This window comes from Streptomyces sp. NBC_01426, assembly GCF_036231985.1.
Lineage (GTDB): Bacteria > Actinomycetota > Actinomycetes > Streptomycetales > Streptomycetaceae > Streptomyces.
On record NZ_CP109500.1, the window covers coordinates 2965596 to 2982961 of the forward strand.

The 17366-nt window shown below is 73.4% G+C and carries 14 protein-coding genes; 2 read left to right on the plus strand and 12 right to left on the minus strand.

All coding sequences use genetic code 11. From position 1 onward, the window contains the following. Positions 1-24 precede the first annotated feature (24 nt). Together hemG and OG906_RS12795 are read left to right on the plus strand one after the other, a co-directional pair. Positions 25-1404, plus strand: coding sequence for a protoporphyrinogen oxidase (gene hemG / locus OG906_RS12790; protein ID WP_329442580.1), 1380 nt, complete (start codon positions 25-27; stop codon positions 1402-1404). A gap of 152 nt (positions 1405-1556) precedes the next feature. Next, the gene (locus tag OG906_RS12795) at positions 1557-3155 is read left to right on the plus strand and encodes an alpha/beta hydrolase (RefSeq protein WP_329442582.1); all 1599 of its coding nucleotides are present in this window, start codon (positions 1557-1559) and stop codon (positions 3153-3155) included. Between the two features lie 105 nt (positions 3156-3260). Here OG906_RS12795 and moeZ read toward each other — a convergent pair whose 3' ends face one another. The 12 genes from moeZ to OG906_RS12855 all read right to left on the minus strand — a co-directional run bounded on the left by moeZ (position 3261) and on the right by OG906_RS12855 (position 17285). After that, positions 3261-4439: an adenylyltransferase/sulfurtransferase MoeZ gene (moeZ, locus tag OG906_RS12800; protein ID WP_329442584.1), complete on the minus strand. Its 1179-nt coding sequence runs from the start codon at positions 4437-4439 to the stop codon at positions 3261-3263. A gap of 78 nt (positions 4440-4517) precedes the next feature. After that, positions 4518-5267: a spherulation-specific family 4 protein gene (locus tag OG906_RS12805; protein WP_329442586.1), complete on the minus strand. Its 750-nt coding sequence runs from the start codon at positions 5265-5267 to the stop codon at positions 4518-4520. Beyond that, positions 5255-6250 carry an NAD-dependent epimerase/dehydratase family protein gene (locus OG906_RS12810; protein WP_053680430.1) on the minus strand — a complete coding sequence of 332 codons (996 nt, stop codon included), beginning with the start codon at positions 6248-6250 and terminating at the stop codon, positions 5255-5257. The genes OG906_RS12805 and OG906_RS12810 overlap by 13 nt, the downstream gene beginning before the upstream one ends. A gap of 101 nt (positions 6251-6351) precedes the next feature. After that, entirely contained in the window at positions 6352-7242 is an 891-nt protein-coding gene (locus tag OG906_RS12815) for a hypothetical protein (RefSeq protein ID WP_329442588.1), read from the minus strand. Continuing rightward, positions 7239-8888 carry a DUF3492 domain-containing protein gene (locus OG906_RS12820; protein ID WP_329442590.1) on the minus strand — a complete coding sequence of 550 codons (1650 nt, stop codon included), beginning with the start codon at positions 8886-8888 and terminating at the stop codon, positions 7239-7241. The genes OG906_RS12815 and OG906_RS12820 overlap by 4 nt, the downstream gene beginning before the upstream one ends. Positions 8889-9134: 246 nt before the next feature. Beyond that, positions 9135-10781: an ABC transporter ATP-binding protein gene (locus OG906_RS12825; protein WP_329442592.1), complete on the minus strand. Its 1647-nt coding sequence runs from the start codon at positions 10779-10781 to the stop codon at positions 9135-9137. Then, positions 10778-11770, minus strand: coding sequence for an ABC transporter permease (locus OG906_RS12830; protein WP_329442594.1), 993 nt, complete (start codon positions 11768-11770; stop codon positions 10778-10780). Before OG906_RS12830 ends, OG906_RS12825 begins: the two co-directional genes overlap by 4 nt. Continuing rightward, positions 11767-12759 carry an ABC transporter permease gene (locus OG906_RS12835; protein ID WP_329442596.1) on the minus strand — a complete coding sequence of 331 codons (993 nt, stop codon included), beginning with the start codon at positions 12757-12759 and terminating at the stop codon, positions 11767-11769. Before OG906_RS12835 ends, OG906_RS12830 begins: the two co-directional genes overlap by 4 nt. Then, a complete protein-coding gene (locus tag OG906_RS12840) occupies positions 12756-14495 on the minus strand; it encodes an ABC transporter substrate-binding protein (protein WP_329442598.1) in 1740 nt (579 codons plus the stop codon). Before OG906_RS12840 ends, OG906_RS12835 begins: the two co-directional genes overlap by 4 nt. 216 nt (positions 14496-14711) lie before the next feature. Further along, positions 14712-14807, minus strand: coding sequence for an Ms4533A family Cys-rich leader peptide (locus OG906_RS12845; RefSeq protein WP_323178900.1), 96 nt, complete (start codon positions 14805-14807; stop codon positions 14712-14714). 46 nt (positions 14808-14853) lie between these two features. After that, positions 14854-16290: a DUF3152 domain-containing protein gene (locus OG906_RS12850; RefSeq protein ID WP_329442601.1), complete on the minus strand. Its 1437-nt coding sequence runs from the start codon at positions 16288-16290 to the stop codon at positions 14854-14856. Positions 16291-16295: 5 nt separating this feature from the next. Further along, positions 16296-17285, minus strand: a complete 990-nt coding sequence (locus tag OG906_RS12855; RefSeq protein ID WP_329442603.1) for an alpha/beta fold hydrolase — start codon at positions 17283-17285, stop codon at positions 16296-16298. Positions 17286-17366: the final 81 nt, after the last annotated feature.

Consider the following 17366-nt stretch of genomic DNA (forward strand, 5'->3'; position numbering starts at 1 on the left):
CACATCGGTCCCGGGAGAGAATCAATGCGTTCAGTGATCGTCATCGGTGGCGGCATCAGTGGTCTGGCGGCGGCGTGGCAGCTGCGCGAAGCAGCCGACGTCACCGTGCTGGAGGCCGGCCCGAAGGTCGGCGGCAAACTCCGCACCGGCACCGTCGCCGGCATCACCGTGGACGAGGGCGCCGAGTCCCTGATGGCCCTGCGCCCGGAGGCCGTGGAACTGGCGACGGCCGTCGGGCTCGGTCCGAGCCTGTGCGACCCCGCCCCGTCCCCGACCACGATCTGGACCGACGGCGGCCTGCGCCCGCTGCCGGCCGGCCATGTGATGGGCATCCCGACGCACCCGGCGGCGCTCGCCGGCTCCGGGCTGCTCTCCCCCGAGGGCGTCGCCCGGGCGGCGGCGGAGGAGACCCTGCCCGCGAGCCCCCTCGTCGGGGACCGCTCGGTCGCCGAGTACCTCTCGGCGCGGTTCGGCCGGGAGGTCGTGGACCGCCTGGTCGAGCCCCTGCTGGGCGGCGTCTACGCGGGCCGCGCCGACCGGCTGTCGCTGCACGCGGCCCTGCCCCGGATCGCGGCCCTGGCCGAACGGGGCGTCCCGCTGCTGCCCGAGCTGCGCCGGCTGAAGGCGGCCGGCGCCTCGCGGCCGGCGACCGTGGCCGTCCAGGGCGTGGTCGGCGGCGCCGGGCGCTTCCCCGAGGCCGTGGCCCGGGCCTGCGGGGCCCGCGTCCTCACCGGAACCACCGCCCGCTCCCTCGACCGGATCGCGGGCGACCGCTGGCGGGTACGGGCCGTCACGGACGACGGCGTGCTGACGATGGAGGCGGACGCCGTGGTCCTCGCGCTCCCCGCCTTCGCGGCGGCGGAACTGCTGCGCCCGCACTCGCCCTTGGCCGAGGCGGAACTCGCGGCCGTCCCGTACGCCTCGACGGCCGTCATCACCATGGCGTTCTCCCGTGCCCGGGCGAACCTGCTGCCCGAGGGCAACGGTTTCCTGGTCCCGCCGACGGACGGCCACACCCTGAAGGCCGTCTCGTTCCTCTCCAACAAGTGGTCCTGGCTGCGCGAGGCCTCCCCCGAGACCTTCGTGCTGCGGGCCTCGATCGGCCGGATCGGGGAGGCCGAACCGCTCGCCCGCCCCGACCGGCACCTGATCCGCGCGGCCGTCTCGGAACTCCACCGCGCGGTGGGCCCGATGGGCGAGCCCCTCGCGGCCCGCGTGACCCGCTGGGACCGGGGGCTGCCCCAGTACGGCGTGGGCCACCGCGAGCGCGTCGCCCGCATCCGCGAGGCCGCGGGCAAGCTGCCGGGGCTGGCCCTGTGCGGGGCGGCGTACGAGGGCGTGGGCGTCGCGTCCTGCGTGGCCACGGGTCGCGCGGCGGCGAAGCGGCTCCTGAGCGGCGCCTGAGCAGCGCCTGACCTGCGCCTGACCCGCGCCCGAGCGGCCCGGACGCGTTCCCGGCCGGCACCCCCGGCGGCCGGGAACGGCGGCGCTCGGGCGCCCCACCCGGATGGCTCATGGCACGCGCGGGCCGGCCCGTTCACCCACAGGATGGGTGCATGCCGAGAAACGCCCTGCGGGTCACCGCTGCCGCCGCCCTCGCCGCCGCGCTGGTCAGCACCAGCGCCTGTTCCGACGACGGGAGCAAGGACAAGAAGACCGGGGGCGGCAGTGCCTCGGGCGCCACGTCCCTGAAGTGGGGTGATTGCGATCCCCCCACCGCCGCCGAGGGCGGCGGGCAGGCTCCGGGCAAGGACTGGCAGTGCGCCACGCTCGACGTGCCCCTCGACTACGCCAAGCCTGAAGGAGAAACGATTCCTCTGGCGCTGATCCGGGCCAAGGCCCGCGATCAGGACAAGCGGATCGGTTCCCTCGTCTTCAACTTCGGCGGTCCCGGCGGATCGGGCATCACCACCCTCCCCGGCGCCGCCAAGGAGTACGACGGCCTGCGGCAGCGGTACGACCTGGTCAGCTTCGACCCCCGCGGGGTGGGCCGCAGCGCGCCCGTCCGCTGCGAGAACGACAAGCAGCTGGACGCGTACTACGCCTCCGACTCCAGCCCGACCACCCCGGCGCAGGAGAAGGTCTTCCTCGACAACATCAAGAAGTACCAGCAGGCCTGCTCGACCAAGTCCGGCAAGCTGCTCCCCCACGTCGGCACCGAGAACGCCGCCCGCGACCTCGACCGCGTCCGCCAGGCCCTCGGCGACGAGAAGCTGAACTACTTCGGCATCTCCTACGGCACCGAACTCGGCGGGGTCTACGCCCACCTCTTCCCGAAGAACGTCGGCCGGGCCGTCTTCGACGCCGTGGTCGACCCGACCAAGACCTCCGAGGAAGGCTCCCTGGGCCAGGCGAAGGGCTTCCAACTCGCCCTCGACAACTGGGCCCAGGACTGCGTGGACCGCGGCGACGCCTGCCGGCTCCAGGGCAGCAGCGTCAAGGAGATCGAGGACAACATCGTCAAACTGCAGAAGCAGTTGGCGGCCAAGCCCATCCCCGGCATCGGCGACCGCGAACTCACCGAGTCCGCCGCGACCAACGGCATCGCCCAGTCCCTGTACTCGACGGAACTGTGGCCGCTGCTCGAACAGGGCCTGGACGAGGCCGAGGGCGGCCAGGGGCAACTGCTGATGGCGCTGTCCGACGCGCTCAACGGCCGGGACCAGCAGGGCCGGTACAGCAACATCGGCGCCGCGAACACGGCGATCAACTGCGCCGACTCCAAGGAGCGTTACTCGCTCGCGCAGACCAAGGCCAAGCTCGGGGAGTTCCGCGCGGCCTCGCCCGTCTTCGGGGACTTCCTCGGCTGGGCCCTGATGAGCTGCACCGGCTGGCCGGTGGCCGGCGCCTGGGACACCCCGGACGTCTCCGCCCCGGGGGCCGCCCCGATCGTGGTGATCGGCAACACCGGTGACCCGGCCACCCCGTACGAGGGCGCGCGCAAGATGGTCGAGCGGCTCGGCCCGGGCGTCGGCGTGGAGCTGACGTACAAGGGGCAGGGCCACGGCGCGTACAACAGCGGCGACCCGTGCGTGCAGAAGGCGGTGGACACCTACCTGCTGGACGGGAAGGTGCCGGCCAGTGGCACCGTCTGCACCCGGAGCGAGTCGGCCACGCCGACTCAGCAGCAGTCGGTGGCGCCCGAGGGCACCTGAGTCCGGTGAGTCCGGTACGGCCCGGTCTGCCGGTCCGCCGCCGACGTCACAGGCCCCCACCGCGCTCGCGGTGGGGGCCTGTGGGTTGGTTCGTTCGGCAGGGGCCTAGTAGACCGGCTTGTCGGGCTCGATCTGGTGCACCCAGCCGATGACGCCGCCGCCGACGTGGACCGCGTCGGAGAAGCCCGCCGACTTCAGGACCGCGAGGACTTCCGCACTCCGGACACCCGTCTTGCAGTGCAAGACGATGCGCTTGTCCTGCGGCAGGTCCTGGAGGGCGGTGCCCATCAGGAACTCGCCCTTGGGGATCAGCTTCGCGCCGGGGATCGAGACGATCTCGTACTCGTTGATCTCGCGGACGTCGATGATCTCGATGGGCTCGTCGTGGTCGATCCACTCCTTGAGCTGCTTCGGAGTGATCGTCGAACCCGCGGCGGCCTCCTGGGCCTCCTCCGACACGACGCCGCAGAAGGCCTCGTAGTCGATGAGTTCCTTGACGGTCGCGTTGGGACCGCAGACCGCGCAGTCGGGGTCCTTGCGGACCTTGACCTGGCGGTACTGCATCTCCAGGGCGTCATAGATCATCAGACGGCCGACCAGCGACTCGCCGACACCCGTGAGGACCTTGATGGCCTCGGTGACCTGGATGGACCCGATCGACGCGCACAGCACGCCCAGCACGCCGCCCTCGGCGCAGCTCGGGACCATGCCCGGCGGCGGCGGCTCCGGGTACAGGCAGCGGTAGCACGGCCCGTGCTCGGACCAGAAGACCGAGGCCTGGCCGTCGAAGCGGTAGATCGAACCCCACACGTACGGCTTGTTCAGCAGCACGCAGGCGTCGTTGACCAGGTAGCGCGTGGCGAAGTTGTCCGTGCCGTCGACGATGAGGTCGTACTGGCTGAAGATCTCCATCACGTTCTCGGCTTCGAGCCGCTCTTCGTGAAGGACCACGTTGACGTACGGGTTGATGCCCAGCACGCTGTCGCGGGCCGACTCGGCTTTGGACCGGCCGATGTCCGCCTGGCTGTGGATGATCTGGCGCTGGAGGTTCGACTCGTCGACCTCGTCGAACTCCACGATGCCCAGGGTGCCCACGCCGGCCGCGGCCAGGTACATGAGAGCGGGAGAGCCGAGGCCGCCGGCGCCCACCGCGAGCACCTTGGCGTTCTTCAGGCGCTTCTGCCCGTCCATCCCGACGTCCGGGATGATCAGGTGGCGGGAGTACCGACGGACCTCGTCAACGGTGAGCTCGGCAGCCGGCTCAACCAGGGGTGGCAGCGACACGGGGACTCCAGGGTCATCCCCGCAGCCGCGGGGAGCATCAAAGGTTTGTTCTGTTCCGTAACACTGCCACGCCCGACTTCATTCCGAGACACTCGTCCCGATCCGCGAGACGATTTCGTCCCAGTACCCGGGCATCGAAGCCCAGGGGTCCCGCGCCGGAGTGCTGCGCCGGTCCGTGAACCAGACCGTGCCGGCGCCCTGCCACCGGGCGATGCGCACGGCCTCGTCCAGGTGGGTGCGCGGAACCCCGTGCACCAGGTGGCAGAAGAGTTCCGGCGGGTACTCGGCCGTCCACTCCGCCACCTGCGACCAGCGGTAGTCGGCCCAGGTCCCGGCGAAGGTGACCAGCTGATCTGCGGCTTCGGCGAAGCCGGCGTACGGGTGCGTGCCGTGTCCGAGCACGACGCGCAGTCCGTCGCCGAGCCCGCGCAGGGTGTCCACGACCCGGCGGACGCCCTCCAGGTCCGCCTTGTCGCAGGGGGTGTCGGCGAGGTAGAAACCGCCCACCCCGTACCAGTCCCGGAAGCGGTGGGCGTCGGAGATCAGCTCCCCGAACGCGCGCGTTCCGTCTCGCATCGCGAGATGGCCGACGACGGTGCCGCCCGCGCCGCGGAGCTTCGCGGTGGCTTCCGTGCAGTGCGGGTCGGGGCGCCCGCCCGGGCCGTCCGAGACGTTGAGGACGGCCCAGTGCAGGGGGGTGCCGGGCCGGGTCAGCTCGGCCCATTCCACCGGGGCGAGCAGCGGGTGCGCGTACCCGGGGATCCCCAGGCCCATCCGGCCCGCGCCGGTGGCCGCGGACGTCGCCTCCGACGTGGTCAGATGCGGCACGCCGCCTCCATCCAGATGTCGGCCAGGGATTCCTCCAGGTTGATCCGGGGACGCCAGCCGAGCCGGTCGCGGGCGGTGCGCACGTCGGCCTGCTGCCAGGCGCCGCAGCCGTCCGGGTACGGGGCCTGGGGGGCCGACGCGGCCAGTTGCTCGGCCGTCGCCTCGGAGCGCGGCGAACCGATGGCGGCGAGGCCCGGCGGCCGGCCCGGGTGGGCGTGCGGCTGTTGCGGCAGGTCGAGTTCGTGGAGGGCGCCGCCGTACCCCGCGACCCGGGCGAGCACGCCGGCCGCCTCGCGCAGGCGGACCGCGCGACCGGTGCCGATGTTCACGACGCCCTGCGCGGCGGACAGCGAGGCCGCGTGGACGGCGCGCGCGACGTCACGGACGTCCACGAAGTCCCGCTGCACCCCGAGTCCGCTGAGCTTGAGCTCGCCGTCGCCGGACTGCATGGCGCGCCGCATGGCCTCGGCGAGCCGGCCGAGCGGGGAGCCGGCCGGGGTGCCGGGTCCGACGGGCGAGAAGATCCGCAGCACGACGGCGTCCAGCCCGGAGCCGAGCACCAGCTCGGTCGCGGCCAGCTTGCTGACGCCGTACGGTCCGCCGGGTCTCGGGACGGCGTCCTCGGCCGTGGACGATCCGGGCTGGCTGGGCCCGTACTCGGCGGCGCAGCCGAGCTGGACGAGCCGGGCCCCGCAGCCGCTGCGGCGCAGCGACTCGCAGATGGTGGCGACGGCGACGGTGTTGTGCCGGGTGAGTTCCCGGGCGCCGCCGCGGGTGGCGCCCGCGCAGTTGATGACGACGCCCGGGTGGACGGCGTCGAGGAAGCGGGTGAGCGCTCCGGGGCTGCCGGTGGCGAGGTCGAAGCGGACGTCCGCGTCGTCTCCGCGGCCGAGCGCGGTGAGCTGGACGGCGGGGTCGGCGAGCAGTCGGTCCGCGACGTAGCGGCCGAGGTATCCGTTGGCTCCGATCAGCAGCACCCTCATCGCGCGGCCCCTTGGTTGTTCGGCTGGCCGGTCATCCTGTTTCTCCTTGGGTGGTGGGCTCGACATGGGGGTACAGCGCTTCGGCGTCGGCTCCGAAGGGCTCAGGGACGCGCGTGTGCGGAGGCACGGGTCAGCGCGCGGAAGGCGTGGACGAGGAGTCCCGCCGCGGCGGCGCACTGCACCGCCGGGATCGGGACGAGGGCGAGGGCGAGGGCCCCCGCCACGGGCACGCGGTGTGCGCCGTGCCCGAGGAGCAGCCGGGTGAGGAACAGCAGCACCGCGAGCGGCAGGGCCGCCGCGAGGGGTGTGCCGGCGAGCGCGGCCGCCCCCGCGGCGGCCGCGACGAAGGCGGTGACGGCCGCGGCCAGCAGGGGCCGGATCCCGGCGGCGAAGTCCTCCAGGGCCCGGCTCCCGGCGAGCCTGCGTCGGGCCCGTGCGGCGAAGCCGGCCCCGATCAGGTACCCGGGGGCGGCGGCGACCGCGAGGGCGACGCCGAGGGCGGGGCCGTGTCGGTGGACGGCCCAGCCGACGGCGGCTGCCGCGAGCAGGTGGATCAGGCCGGGGAACCGCCCCCCGGCGGTCCGCCCGGGCCACACCAGCACGGCGACGGCGGCCACCGCGGAGAGCGGTCCGGCCCAGGGGACCCCGGCGGCGGTCGTGCCGAGCGCCAGGGCCCCGGGGAGTAAGGAGCACCCGAAGCCGCGCAGTACGACCGGGGAGCCGGCGACGGCGTCGGGCGGGGTGGGCGGGGCGTCCCCGCGCGGGGTCCGCGCGTACAGCTCCTCGGCGAGCGAGAAGACGTCCCGGTGGCGGAAGCGGGCGGCGGTGCGGTCGGTGATGCCGTGGGCCTCCAGCCCGGCGGCGATCTCCAGCGGGTCGACGGCGCGTTCGCACAGGGCGCGGTGCCGGTGCAGGAGTGCCTTCACCGGATCGCCGGCGGGTCTGCGCCGCGGCGCGACCGGGGTGACGTGCTCGACGCTGGTGCCGGTCATACCGCTGCCTCCGTGTTCGGAGCGGGAGCCGACCCCGCGTTCGGCAGGCCGGGCCCGGGCCCGGCCGCGGGCCCCGCGGCCGGCTCGGGTACCGATGCCCAGGTGGGTGTGGTCCAGTGCCCGGGGACGCGCGCCTCGGGCGGTCGGGAGAAGGGGACCTCCCCGTCGGGCCGGGCGGAGCCCCGGGCGAGGAGCCGCAGGTAGCTCTCCCGGAAGGCCTCGACGTTCTGTTCGACGGTGAACAGCTCCAGGGCGCGGGCCCGGGCGGCGGAGCCGAGCCGTTGGGCCCGCTCGGGGTCCCGCAGCAGCGACAGGCAGGCGTCGGCGAGCGCGCGCGGGTTGCGGGGCGGTACGACGAGGCCGGTCCCGCCGATGACCTCGCAGACGGCGCCGACGTCGGTGGAGACGGTGGCCCGGCCGCAGAACATCGCCTCGGCGAGGGTGATGGGGAAGCCCTCGATGACGGAGGACAGCACGACGACCCGGCCGGTGCCGTACGCCTCTGCGGAGGAGGGGGCGTCGGGTCCGCCGATCTCCTCGAAGGTGACGGGGTTCTCGCCGACCGCGTGGGCGTCGGCCGCCTCGTCGGGGAAGAGCTGCGCCGCGAGCGAGCGGCAGTCGGCGAGGTAGTCCGGGGCCACGGCGGTGGCGAAGATCCGCAGCCGGGTCCCCGGCGCGGCCTTGCGCACCTCCGCGAAGGCGTGCAGCAGGGCGATCAGGTCCTTGGCGGGCTCTATCCGGCCGACCCACACCAGCGTGTCCGGGTCCCCGCACCCGGGGTCCTCCCCGACGGTGGCGAATCGGTCCGCCTCCATCCCGGGGTAGACGGTGCGCATCCGTTCCCGGACGGCCCCGCAGCGTTCCTGCCAGCGGCGGGCGTGGGCGTTGCCGGGGGTCAGGAGGTCGGCCCGGGCGTAGATCTCGGCGGCGAGCCGGGTGTGGAAGGCGGCCAGGAGGGCCCGTACGGCGGGGCGTTCCTCCTCGGAGTGGTCGAGGTAGTGCGCCCGGAGCTGGACCCCGTACTCGGTGACCAGGAGCGGTACCCCGAAGAAGCGTTTGGCCAGCAGTCCGGGGATCGCCGCCACGCCGCCCGCCGTCGCGTGGCAGACGTCGACCTGTCCGAGGTCCTCGTACCAGTCGAGGGACAACGGCCGCAGTGCGCGCTCCAGTTCGTCCACGAACTCCAGCAGGTCCCGTACCTGGGCGCTCCGCACGGTGCGGCTCGCGCCCGGTGCCCGGCAGGCGGACTCCACCGCCCGCACCGCGGTCTCGGACCGCAGGGCGGCGTACATCCCGCCCTGTTCCCGGGCCAGTTGGGCCAGCCCGTACAGGCCGGCGGCGAAGGGTTCGGCCTCGCCGGCGCAGATGCCGCGGACCAGGTCCTTGAAGCAGTCGGCGAACCGTCGCCGCTCACGCCGGGAGTGTGTCCGCCCGTCGTCGCCGGGGGCCCACAGCGGGGCGGTCCGCACCCGTGTGACCTGGCGCGGGAGGGGCACCTTGCCGCGCTCCTCCTGCTCGGCGCTGCGACTCAGCGCGTACAGCTCGAACTCGTGCTGCGGCAGCCCGCGCACGAGCCGGTCGCACCACAGCCTGGCCTCTCCCGTCGCATACGGATAACCACCTTCGGTGAGCAGTCCGATCCGCACGAGTGGCACCCCCGTTCTCCCGTCGCGAGCGGCCTCCGTCGGTCCGGGGACCCGCTGCGGAAGAAACTCAAGCGGATATGCGGAGGGCGCGACGGACGGTTGTCCGTCGCGCCACCGGAAGGGGTGAAGAGTCGTAACTTTCCCGTACGGTTCGCGTTCGAGCACGCTAGAAAGGGCCTGCGGCCCTTTTGCCGCAGGCGGCGGGGCACGGGCGCCGCGGCCCCGGCACGATCCGGAAGAGACGGCTCAGGCGTAGGCCTCCTGTCGCGAGGAGCGGCGGTCGCCGGCCCGGTCCGGGTCCAGGGCCGGGACGGCCGCGAGCAGCCGGCGGGTGTACGGGTCGCGCGGCCGGTCGTAGACCTCGTCGACCGGGCCCTCCTCGACGATCCGCCCGGCCCGCATCACCGCCACCCGGTCGCTCACCTGCCGGACCACCGCCAGGTCGTGGGCGATGAAGACGAGCGCGATGCCCAGTTCCCGTTGGAGTTCCGCCAGCAGGGCGGTGACCTGTGCCTGGGTGGTGACGTCGAGGGCGGAGACGGGTTCGTCGCAGACGATCAGGCGGGGCCGGGGGGCCAGGGCGCGGGCGATGCCGACGCGCTGGCGTTGTCCGCCGCTGAACTCGTGCGGGTAGCGGTCGTGGTGGGCGGCCTCCAGCCCGACGCGTTCCAGCAGTTCCGCGACCCGGGCCCGGATCGCGGACTCGTCGCGCTCGCCGGCCGCGCGCAGCGGGTCCGCGATGGACTCGCCGATCGAGCGGCGCGGGTTGAGCGAGGACACCGGGTCCTGGAAGACCATCTGGACGCCGTGCGGGATGCCGTCGCGCACGGCCGCGCCGGTCGCGGTCGCGTCGCCGGTGTGCCGTACCTCGCCCGCGCTCGGTTCCAGGAGCCCGACGAGCATCCGACCCAGGGTGCTCTTGCCGCTGCCGCTCTCCCCGACGATGCCGAGCGTCTCGCCGGCGCGCACGGCCAGCGAGACGCCGTCGACGGCGGTGACGGCGCGCTTGCCCCGGCCGAACTCCCTGCGCAGGGCGAAGGCCTCGACGACGGGGGCCGGCTCGTCGGGTGCGGGCCGCAGCCGCGACGGGCGCGGTGCGTCGAGGCGGGGGACGGCGTCGAGGAGGTCGCGGGTGTACGGGTCGGCGGGCTCGGCCAGTACCCGACCGACGGGCCCGCGCTCCACGGCCCGCCCGTCGCGCATGACGAGCAGTTCGTCGACGTTCTCGGCGGCCACGCCCACGTCGTGGGTGACGAGCAGCAGGCCCAGGCCCCGTTCCTCGCGCAGTCCGTGGAGCAGGTCGAGGATCTGCGCCTGGACGGTGACGTCGAGGGCGGTGGTGGGTTCGTCGGCGATCAGCAGCCTCGGTTCGCAGGCCAGGGCCATGGCGATGAGGGCGCGCTGGCGCATGCCGCCGCTGAACTCGTGCGGTCGGGCGCGGGAGCGGCGCACGGCGTCGGGGATGCCGACGCGGTCCAGCACCTCGACGGCGCGGGCCCGGGCCGCGCGACGGGAGACGTCGGCGTGGACCCGGTACACCTCGGCGATCTGGTCGCCGATGGCGTAGTACGGGTCGAGGGAGCTCAGCGGGTCCTGGAAGACCATGGCGGCCGTGCCCCCGCGCAGGGCGCGCAGCTGCGGCGCGCCGGCGCCGGCCAGGTCGGTGCCGGCGACCCGAACGGTGCCGGTCACTCGGGTCCCGGTCCCGTGGTGCAGGCCCAACAGGGCGGCGGCCACGGTGGACTTGCCGCTGCCGGACTCGCCGACGATGCCCAAGGCGCCACCCGCGTCCAGGGTCAGCGAGACCCCGTCCACGGCCCGGAGCCACTCCCCCGGCGCGCCGACCGGGAAGTCGACCACGAGGTCGCGTACCTCCACCAGTGGTTCGCTCATGTCAGGGCCACCCTTCGGTCCGCGACGGCGTACAGCAGGTCGGCGACGGTGCCCGCGACCACGACGGCGGTGCCGATGGCCAGGGTGACGCCCACGACCACGGGCAGGTCCACCACCCGGACCCCGTCGATCAGGGTCTTGCCGAGTCCGGGGATGCCGAACAGCGACTCGGTCAGCACCGCGCCGCCGATCATCGTCCCGAAGTCCACGGCGCTCAGCGCGATCACCGGGGCGACCGCGCCGCGCAGGGCGTGGCGGGTGACGATCCGGCGTTCGCCCACGCCGTAGGCGCGGAAGGTGCGGATGTGGTCCTCGGCGAGCGTCTCCAGGGTGGCGCTGCGCGTCACCCTGGCGTACTTGGCGCTCTCGAAGAAGCCGAGGGTGACCCAGGGCAGCAGCAGGTTCCAGGCCCACTGTTCGGGGTCCTCGCCGAAGGGCACGTAGGTGGGGAACGGCAGCCAGCGCAGGTGGGCGCAGACGACCATGAGCACCAGCAGTCCGAGGATGAAGACGGGCGTCCCGGTGCCGGCGAGGGTGAGGACGGTCAGCACCCGCTCGGTGATCCCGCCGCGCCGCAGGGCGGACAGCAGGCCGGTGCCGACGCCGATGACGAGCCAGATCACGAGCGCGCCGAGCGCCAGCGACACGGTGGCGGGGAGCCGGTCCAGCAGCAGTTCGGTGACCTGCCGGTCGTTCTGGTACGAGAATCCGAGGCAGGGCGCGTCGCAGTGCAGGGTCAGTCCGGCGCCGGCGGAGTAGTCCCGGCCGGCCACGAGGCCCTGGAGGAAGTGCAGGTACTGCACGATCACCGAGTCGTCGAGCCCGAGCTGTGAGCGGACCTGGGCGATCTGCGTCGGGTCGCAGCGCTCCCCGCAGGCGAGGCGGGCGGGGTCGCCGGGTGCGACGTAGAAGAGGAGGTAGACGGCGATGGACAGGGTGAGCAGCACGAGGACTGCGCCGCCGGTCCGTTGGAGGACGAAGCGGGTCATGCCTTCCGCTCCTTTCGGCCGGCGCGGGTGCCGACCCGCAGCCGTGAGGCCTCGCGGGGGTCGAGGGCCGTGCGGACGGCGTCACCGAGGACGGTGAAGGCGAGCACGGTGACGAACAGCATCCCGGCGGGCAGCAGGACGTACGTCGGGTCGGCGCGGAACCAGGTCTGGGCGCTGGAGAGCATCTGACCCCAGGACGGGGTGGGCGGCTTCACGCCGACGCCGAGGAAGGACAGCGAGGCCTCGACCACCATGTTGGTCGGCACGTTGATCGCGGCGAGGGTGATCACGGGCGCGGCCAGCGAGGGCAGCAGTTCGCGGCGGGCGATCCGCAGGGTGCCGTTGCCGGACAGTCGGGCGGCGGCGACGAAGTCCAGCTCGCGCAGGGCCAGGGTCTGGGCGCGCACCATGCGGGCGGTGCCGCCCCAGCCGAGCAGTCCGATGACGAGGATCAGCAGGAGGGGTCGGGGGAAGTCCGGCGGGACCACGGCGGTCAGCGCGACGCCGAGCACCAGCATGGGCAGGGCGATCATGACGTCGGTGGTCCGGCCTATCAGGGTGGCGACGGCGCGGTTGCCGAGGGCGGCGGTCAGTCCGGCCGCGATGCCGACGGTGACCTGGACGGCGGTGGCCCCGAGGGCGACGAGGAGCGAGATCCGGGCTCCGTGCAGGAGCCGGGTGAACAGGTCCCGGCCGGTGCCGGGTTCGACCCCGAGCCAGTGGTCGGCGGAGATCCCGCCGAGGGAACCGAGGGGGACCCCGCCGCGCGCCGAGTCGACGAGGTCGTCGTGGTAGGCGTTGGGGTCCTGGCCGGCGAGCTGGGCGAGCAGGGGTGCGGCGAGGGCGAGCAGGACGAGGAGGGCCAGGACGGCGGCGGACGCGACGGCGGAGGGCCGTGTGCGCAGTCGCCGCCAGACCTGCCGCGCGGCGCCCGCGCCCGGGGCGAGTGCCCCGGGCGCGGGCGCCGACCGGTCGGCGAGGAGCGTCACTTGACCGATACCTGCGAGATGTCGAGGACGCCGGTCCAGTCGCTGATGACGACGTTCTTGACGTCCTTGCCGACGAGCCGCTTGTAGACGGGGTGGAAGAGGGGCACGTCCAGGGCCTGCTCGCCGATCTTCCGGTCGAGGGCGCCCCAGCGCTTGCCGGCGGCCTCCAGGTCGGTCAGCTTGGCGATCTCGTCGATCTCGGTGTTCACGGCGGGGTCGTCGAGCTGCGCGTGGTTGTAGTTGGAGCCGTTGGTGACGATCTGTCGGCCGTCGAAGATCGGCGCGAGGAAGGGTGCGCCGGAGGGCCAGTCGGCGCCCCAGCGGGAGATGAAGAAGCCGGGGGTGTTCTTGGCGTCCCAGCGCTTCTCGTTGAAGGCGTTGTTCTCCAGGCCCTCCAGCTTGACCCGGATCCCGGCGGCGGCGAGCGCCTGCTGTACGGCGGTGGCGACCTCGGGGCTGGTCTGCCGGTTCTGCTGGGTGGAGTGGGTCAGCGTGACGTCGACGCCGTCGGGGAAGCCGGCTTCCTTCAGCAGTTCCCTGGCCTTGGCCGGGTCGCCGGTCTTGCCCGCGGGGAAGTGGTCGTACTTGGTGAAGCCGAAGGCCTGCTGCTCGGGGAGGAAGGTGGTCGCCGGTTCGGCGAGCGCGGAGCCGCCCGCCGCGTTGATCACGCTGGTGCGGTTGATCGCGTACGAGATGGCCTGGCGGACCTTCGGATTGTCGAAGGGGGCCACCTTGGGGTTGAAGGCCAGGTAGTTGATGTAGCCGAAGTGGCCGGTGCCGACCCGGGCGGCGAGTTCCTTGTTGTCGCCGATCTGAGCGAGTTCGGCGGGCCCGAGGTTGGTGTCGGTGGTGACGGCGGCGGCGTCGGCTCCGGAGCTGGTGGTCAGGCGCTGGTTGATGACGGCGGCGTCGAGGCCGGAGCGGACGTCGATCTTGTCCGGGTAGGCCTTGCGCTCCTCGTCGGTCTTCTCGTCCCAGTGCGGGTTGCGGTCCAGGACGAGGTGTTCGCCGTCGTTGTCGTTCTTGACGACCTTGTACGGGCCGGAGGAGATCGGGTGCTGCTCGTACGCGGCCCCGGTGTCCTTGGCCTTGGGCACCGGCGCGAACTGGGTCTGGGTGGCGAGGAAGGGGAACTCCCCTTCGGGCTTGCGCAGCTTGAAGGTGATCGTCTTCGCGTCGGGCACGACGATGGAGTCGAGGCCCTTGCCGCCGTCCTTGTAGGGGCCCTGGTACGCCTCGCCGCCGACCAGCCAGTCCCGCAGGTAGGGGGCGCCGCCGGACAGCTCGGCGGCGAAGGACCGCTCGATGCCGTACTTGATGTCGGCGGTGGTGATCGGGGTGCCGTCCTCGTACTTCAGCCCGTCCTTGAGGGTGTACGTCCACTCGGTGGCGTCCGCGTTCGGCTTGCCGAGGTCGGTGGCCAGGTCGGGCACGACCTTGGCGCCGGCCGCGCCGTCCTCGCGGTTGCGGGTGGTGAGGGTCCGGAACACCAGCGAAGGAACGTTTCCGCCGCCGGAGGTGTAGAGCCGTGCCGGGTCGAAGTCGCTCTGGGGGTCGGCGTTGAGGACGGTGAGGGTGCCGCCCTTGGCGGGGGCGCCGCCGGTGGCGCCGGCCTTGTCGCCGGAGCCGGCCCGGTCCGCCGCGTCCTTGGGCCCGCAGGCGGCGGCGCCCCCGGCCAGTACGAGGCTGACGGCGACCGCGGCCACGCGGCGCGATGTGTGGGACTGACGGAGCATGGGAGAAGGGACCTCTCGGCGTGATGCGAATCGGGGAGGAATGCCACGCGAGGGGCAGCCGCCGAGATCACACCGGTGGACGTCCCGACAGCGGGAGGTCCCGGCGCGAGTGATCGCGCCGTACCGGGGTCATGTCGAAAAAAGGGCCGCGCCTGCGGGCGGATGCACCCGGGCGCGGCGAAGAACGGTGAAGGGCGTCGCGCGCTCAGGCAGGCGTCAGCGACAGAAGATGTCGGCCACGCTGTGCGCGGCCACACCGAGGAGCGCCAGCTCTATGGCGGCGCTCGCGGCGGTGGTGTGGCGGTGCGACATGCGGAGAACAATTACCGACCATCGGACAGCTTGTCAACGCCGGAAATCAACTCCCGGGAAAGACCCACGGGTTGGGCTTGCACTGGATGTTGTCGATGTCGAGCGACTTGGTCTGCTGCTGCATGATCGGCGCGAGCTCGCCGGGGGTGCGGCAGTTCACGTGCCCGTGACCGAGCCGGTGCCCGACCTCGTGGTTGATGAGCATCTGCCGGTACGCGAACATCTGGTTCGCGCCGTAGGTGGGCGAGCCCTGCGCCCAGCGGAAGGCGTTGATCATGACGCGCTCGGTGGAGGCGGAGTCGCAGGACACGTTGTCGACGGTGGTGTCCAGACCCGACTTCGCGCACCACACGCCGGTGGTGCCCGGGCTGGCCAGGGTGATCACGAAGTCCGACTCCCCGCCCGGCACCCGCTCGAAGGTCATCGCGCCGTTGTGGCCCCAGCTCCGCGGGTCGTTGAGGGTGCGGTGCACCGCCTCCGCGAAGAGCTGGGCGTCCAGCCCCAGCTTCTGCTCCACGTCCACCCGATAGCGCACGAGCCTGCCCTTGCCCGGCGCCTTGGCCACGCCCGGCACGGTGTCGAAGGTGCCCGGGCCGGCCAGCTTCGCGTCGATGGGAAGTTGCAGCGCCATCTTCTGGTCGTACGTCAGCTCCACCGGCGCCGGCGCCGGCGCGTCGGGCTTGAGGCGGTCGTCCGAGCGGGAGGCCGGCGACTGCCCGGGCACGGCGCGACCCTGGCTGTCCTCGGGGCCCGCCTGCGTCTTCCGCTCCGCCTCGCCCTCGGCGATCACCTGCGTGGCCACCACGACGGCCAGCACGGCCGTGACGGCCGCCGCGGCCACCCCGGTGTAGGCGCGGACCTTCCCGGCGCGACCGGTGGCCGGCTTCCCGGGGGCGTCGCCGCCCGCGCCGGGGGCGGCCTCGGGCGTCCGGGGCCCGGGGATCAGGCCCTGTGCGCCGGTGGCGACGCGGGCCTCGCCGGGATCGGCGGCCGGCGGCGCGGCGGCCGGCGCCAGGGTGATCTTCGGGAAGCCGACGGCGGGAGTGCCGAAGGCCGGGGTGTCGGTGTCCCGGGCCGGCGGGGCGGCCGCCCGGGCCCGCGGGACGCCGGGCCGGTCCGCGAACACCGAGCCGGTGTCGGTGAAGGCGCTCGCGCCCCACGCGCCACCGGACTCGCGCTGCTCGGGATGCCCGGCGGGCCGCGCCTGCGGGGCGGGGGACGCGAACCCCTGGTGCGCGACGGTGGGTTCGGGTGCCCGACCGGCCGGACCGGCACCGGCCCGCGGGACGTACGGCGGCGGTGTACGGCGGGGCGCGGGCGCCTCGTACGGCCCGAAGACCCCCGGCTCGTCGAGGAGCGCCGGGTCCTCGAAGGGCCCGGAGTCCCCGAAGACCCCGGGCGGATCGAACGCCTCGAAGGGCGTGGGCTCCGCGGGCGGCCCGGGCCGCTCCGGGGCGGAGTCCTTGCGACTATGTCGTCCCACGCGCCTCAGCCTCTACCATCTTCTTCGCCGTGTGTCGGTTCTTGTGCGTCTCGCAACAACTCCCGGAAAGCGGCCGCGACCACCTCGGGATACTCCATCATCGCCACGTGACCCGCCTCCGGCAGACACACCAGCCGCGAACCCCGGAAGGCCGCGGCCGCCTTGCGCGCCATTCGGTACGAGACCAACTGGTCCCGGCCACCGTAGACCAACAGCGTGGGCGCGAGCACGCGTTGGGCCTGTCGCCACAACCCGTGCTGCCCGCCGAGGGTGTACGCGTCGACGATCCCGCGCGACGAACGGGTCATCGCCTCCCAGAAGTACGGGAGCGCCATGCGGCGCGCCATCTCCTCGACGGCCGCCTCGAAACCCTCCGGTGTCACCCGTGAGGGGTCGCCGTAACAGAGGCCCGTCACCCCCCGGGTGCGCTGTTCGGCGGTCAACCCCCTGGTGAGGCGCAGCAGCAGGGGCGCCATGCCCGGCATGGCCAGCAGGGCGGTCGGCACCGCCGAGCGCTGCACGCGCAGTTCGGGCAGCGCGGGCGAGACGAGCGTCAGGCTGCGCACCAGGTCGGGGCGGGCGGCCGCGACCCGGGTGGAGACGGCTCCGCCGAGCGAGTTGCCGAACAGGTGCACCGGTCCGCGGCCGGCCGCGTCGAGGTGTCGGACGACGGCGCGGGCGAAGCCGTTGATCGAGTAGTCGCGGTCGGCGGGTGGCGGGGACCAGCCGAAGCCGGGCAGGTCGACGGCCTCGCCGTCGACCTCGTCGGCCAGACGCTCCATCAGCGCCGACCAGTTCTGCGAGGATCCGCCGAGCCCGTGCACGAACAGCGCGGGCGGCAGTCCCTCCTTCGAGGAGGGCCGGAATCGCACGTTCAGCTCCAGGCCGGGGAGCCGTTCCGTGCGCAGACGCTCTCCCTCGGCCACCCGGACGCCTCCCACCTGGGAGGACGCCTCGACGGTGGACCGCACACCCGGCAGCTCGGTCGAAGACATGGGGCAATGTTACGAGACGATCACGCTCGCCCCCTTGTGTCGGCGGTCACAGGACCACCTGGCGTCGCGGTCGCGATCCTC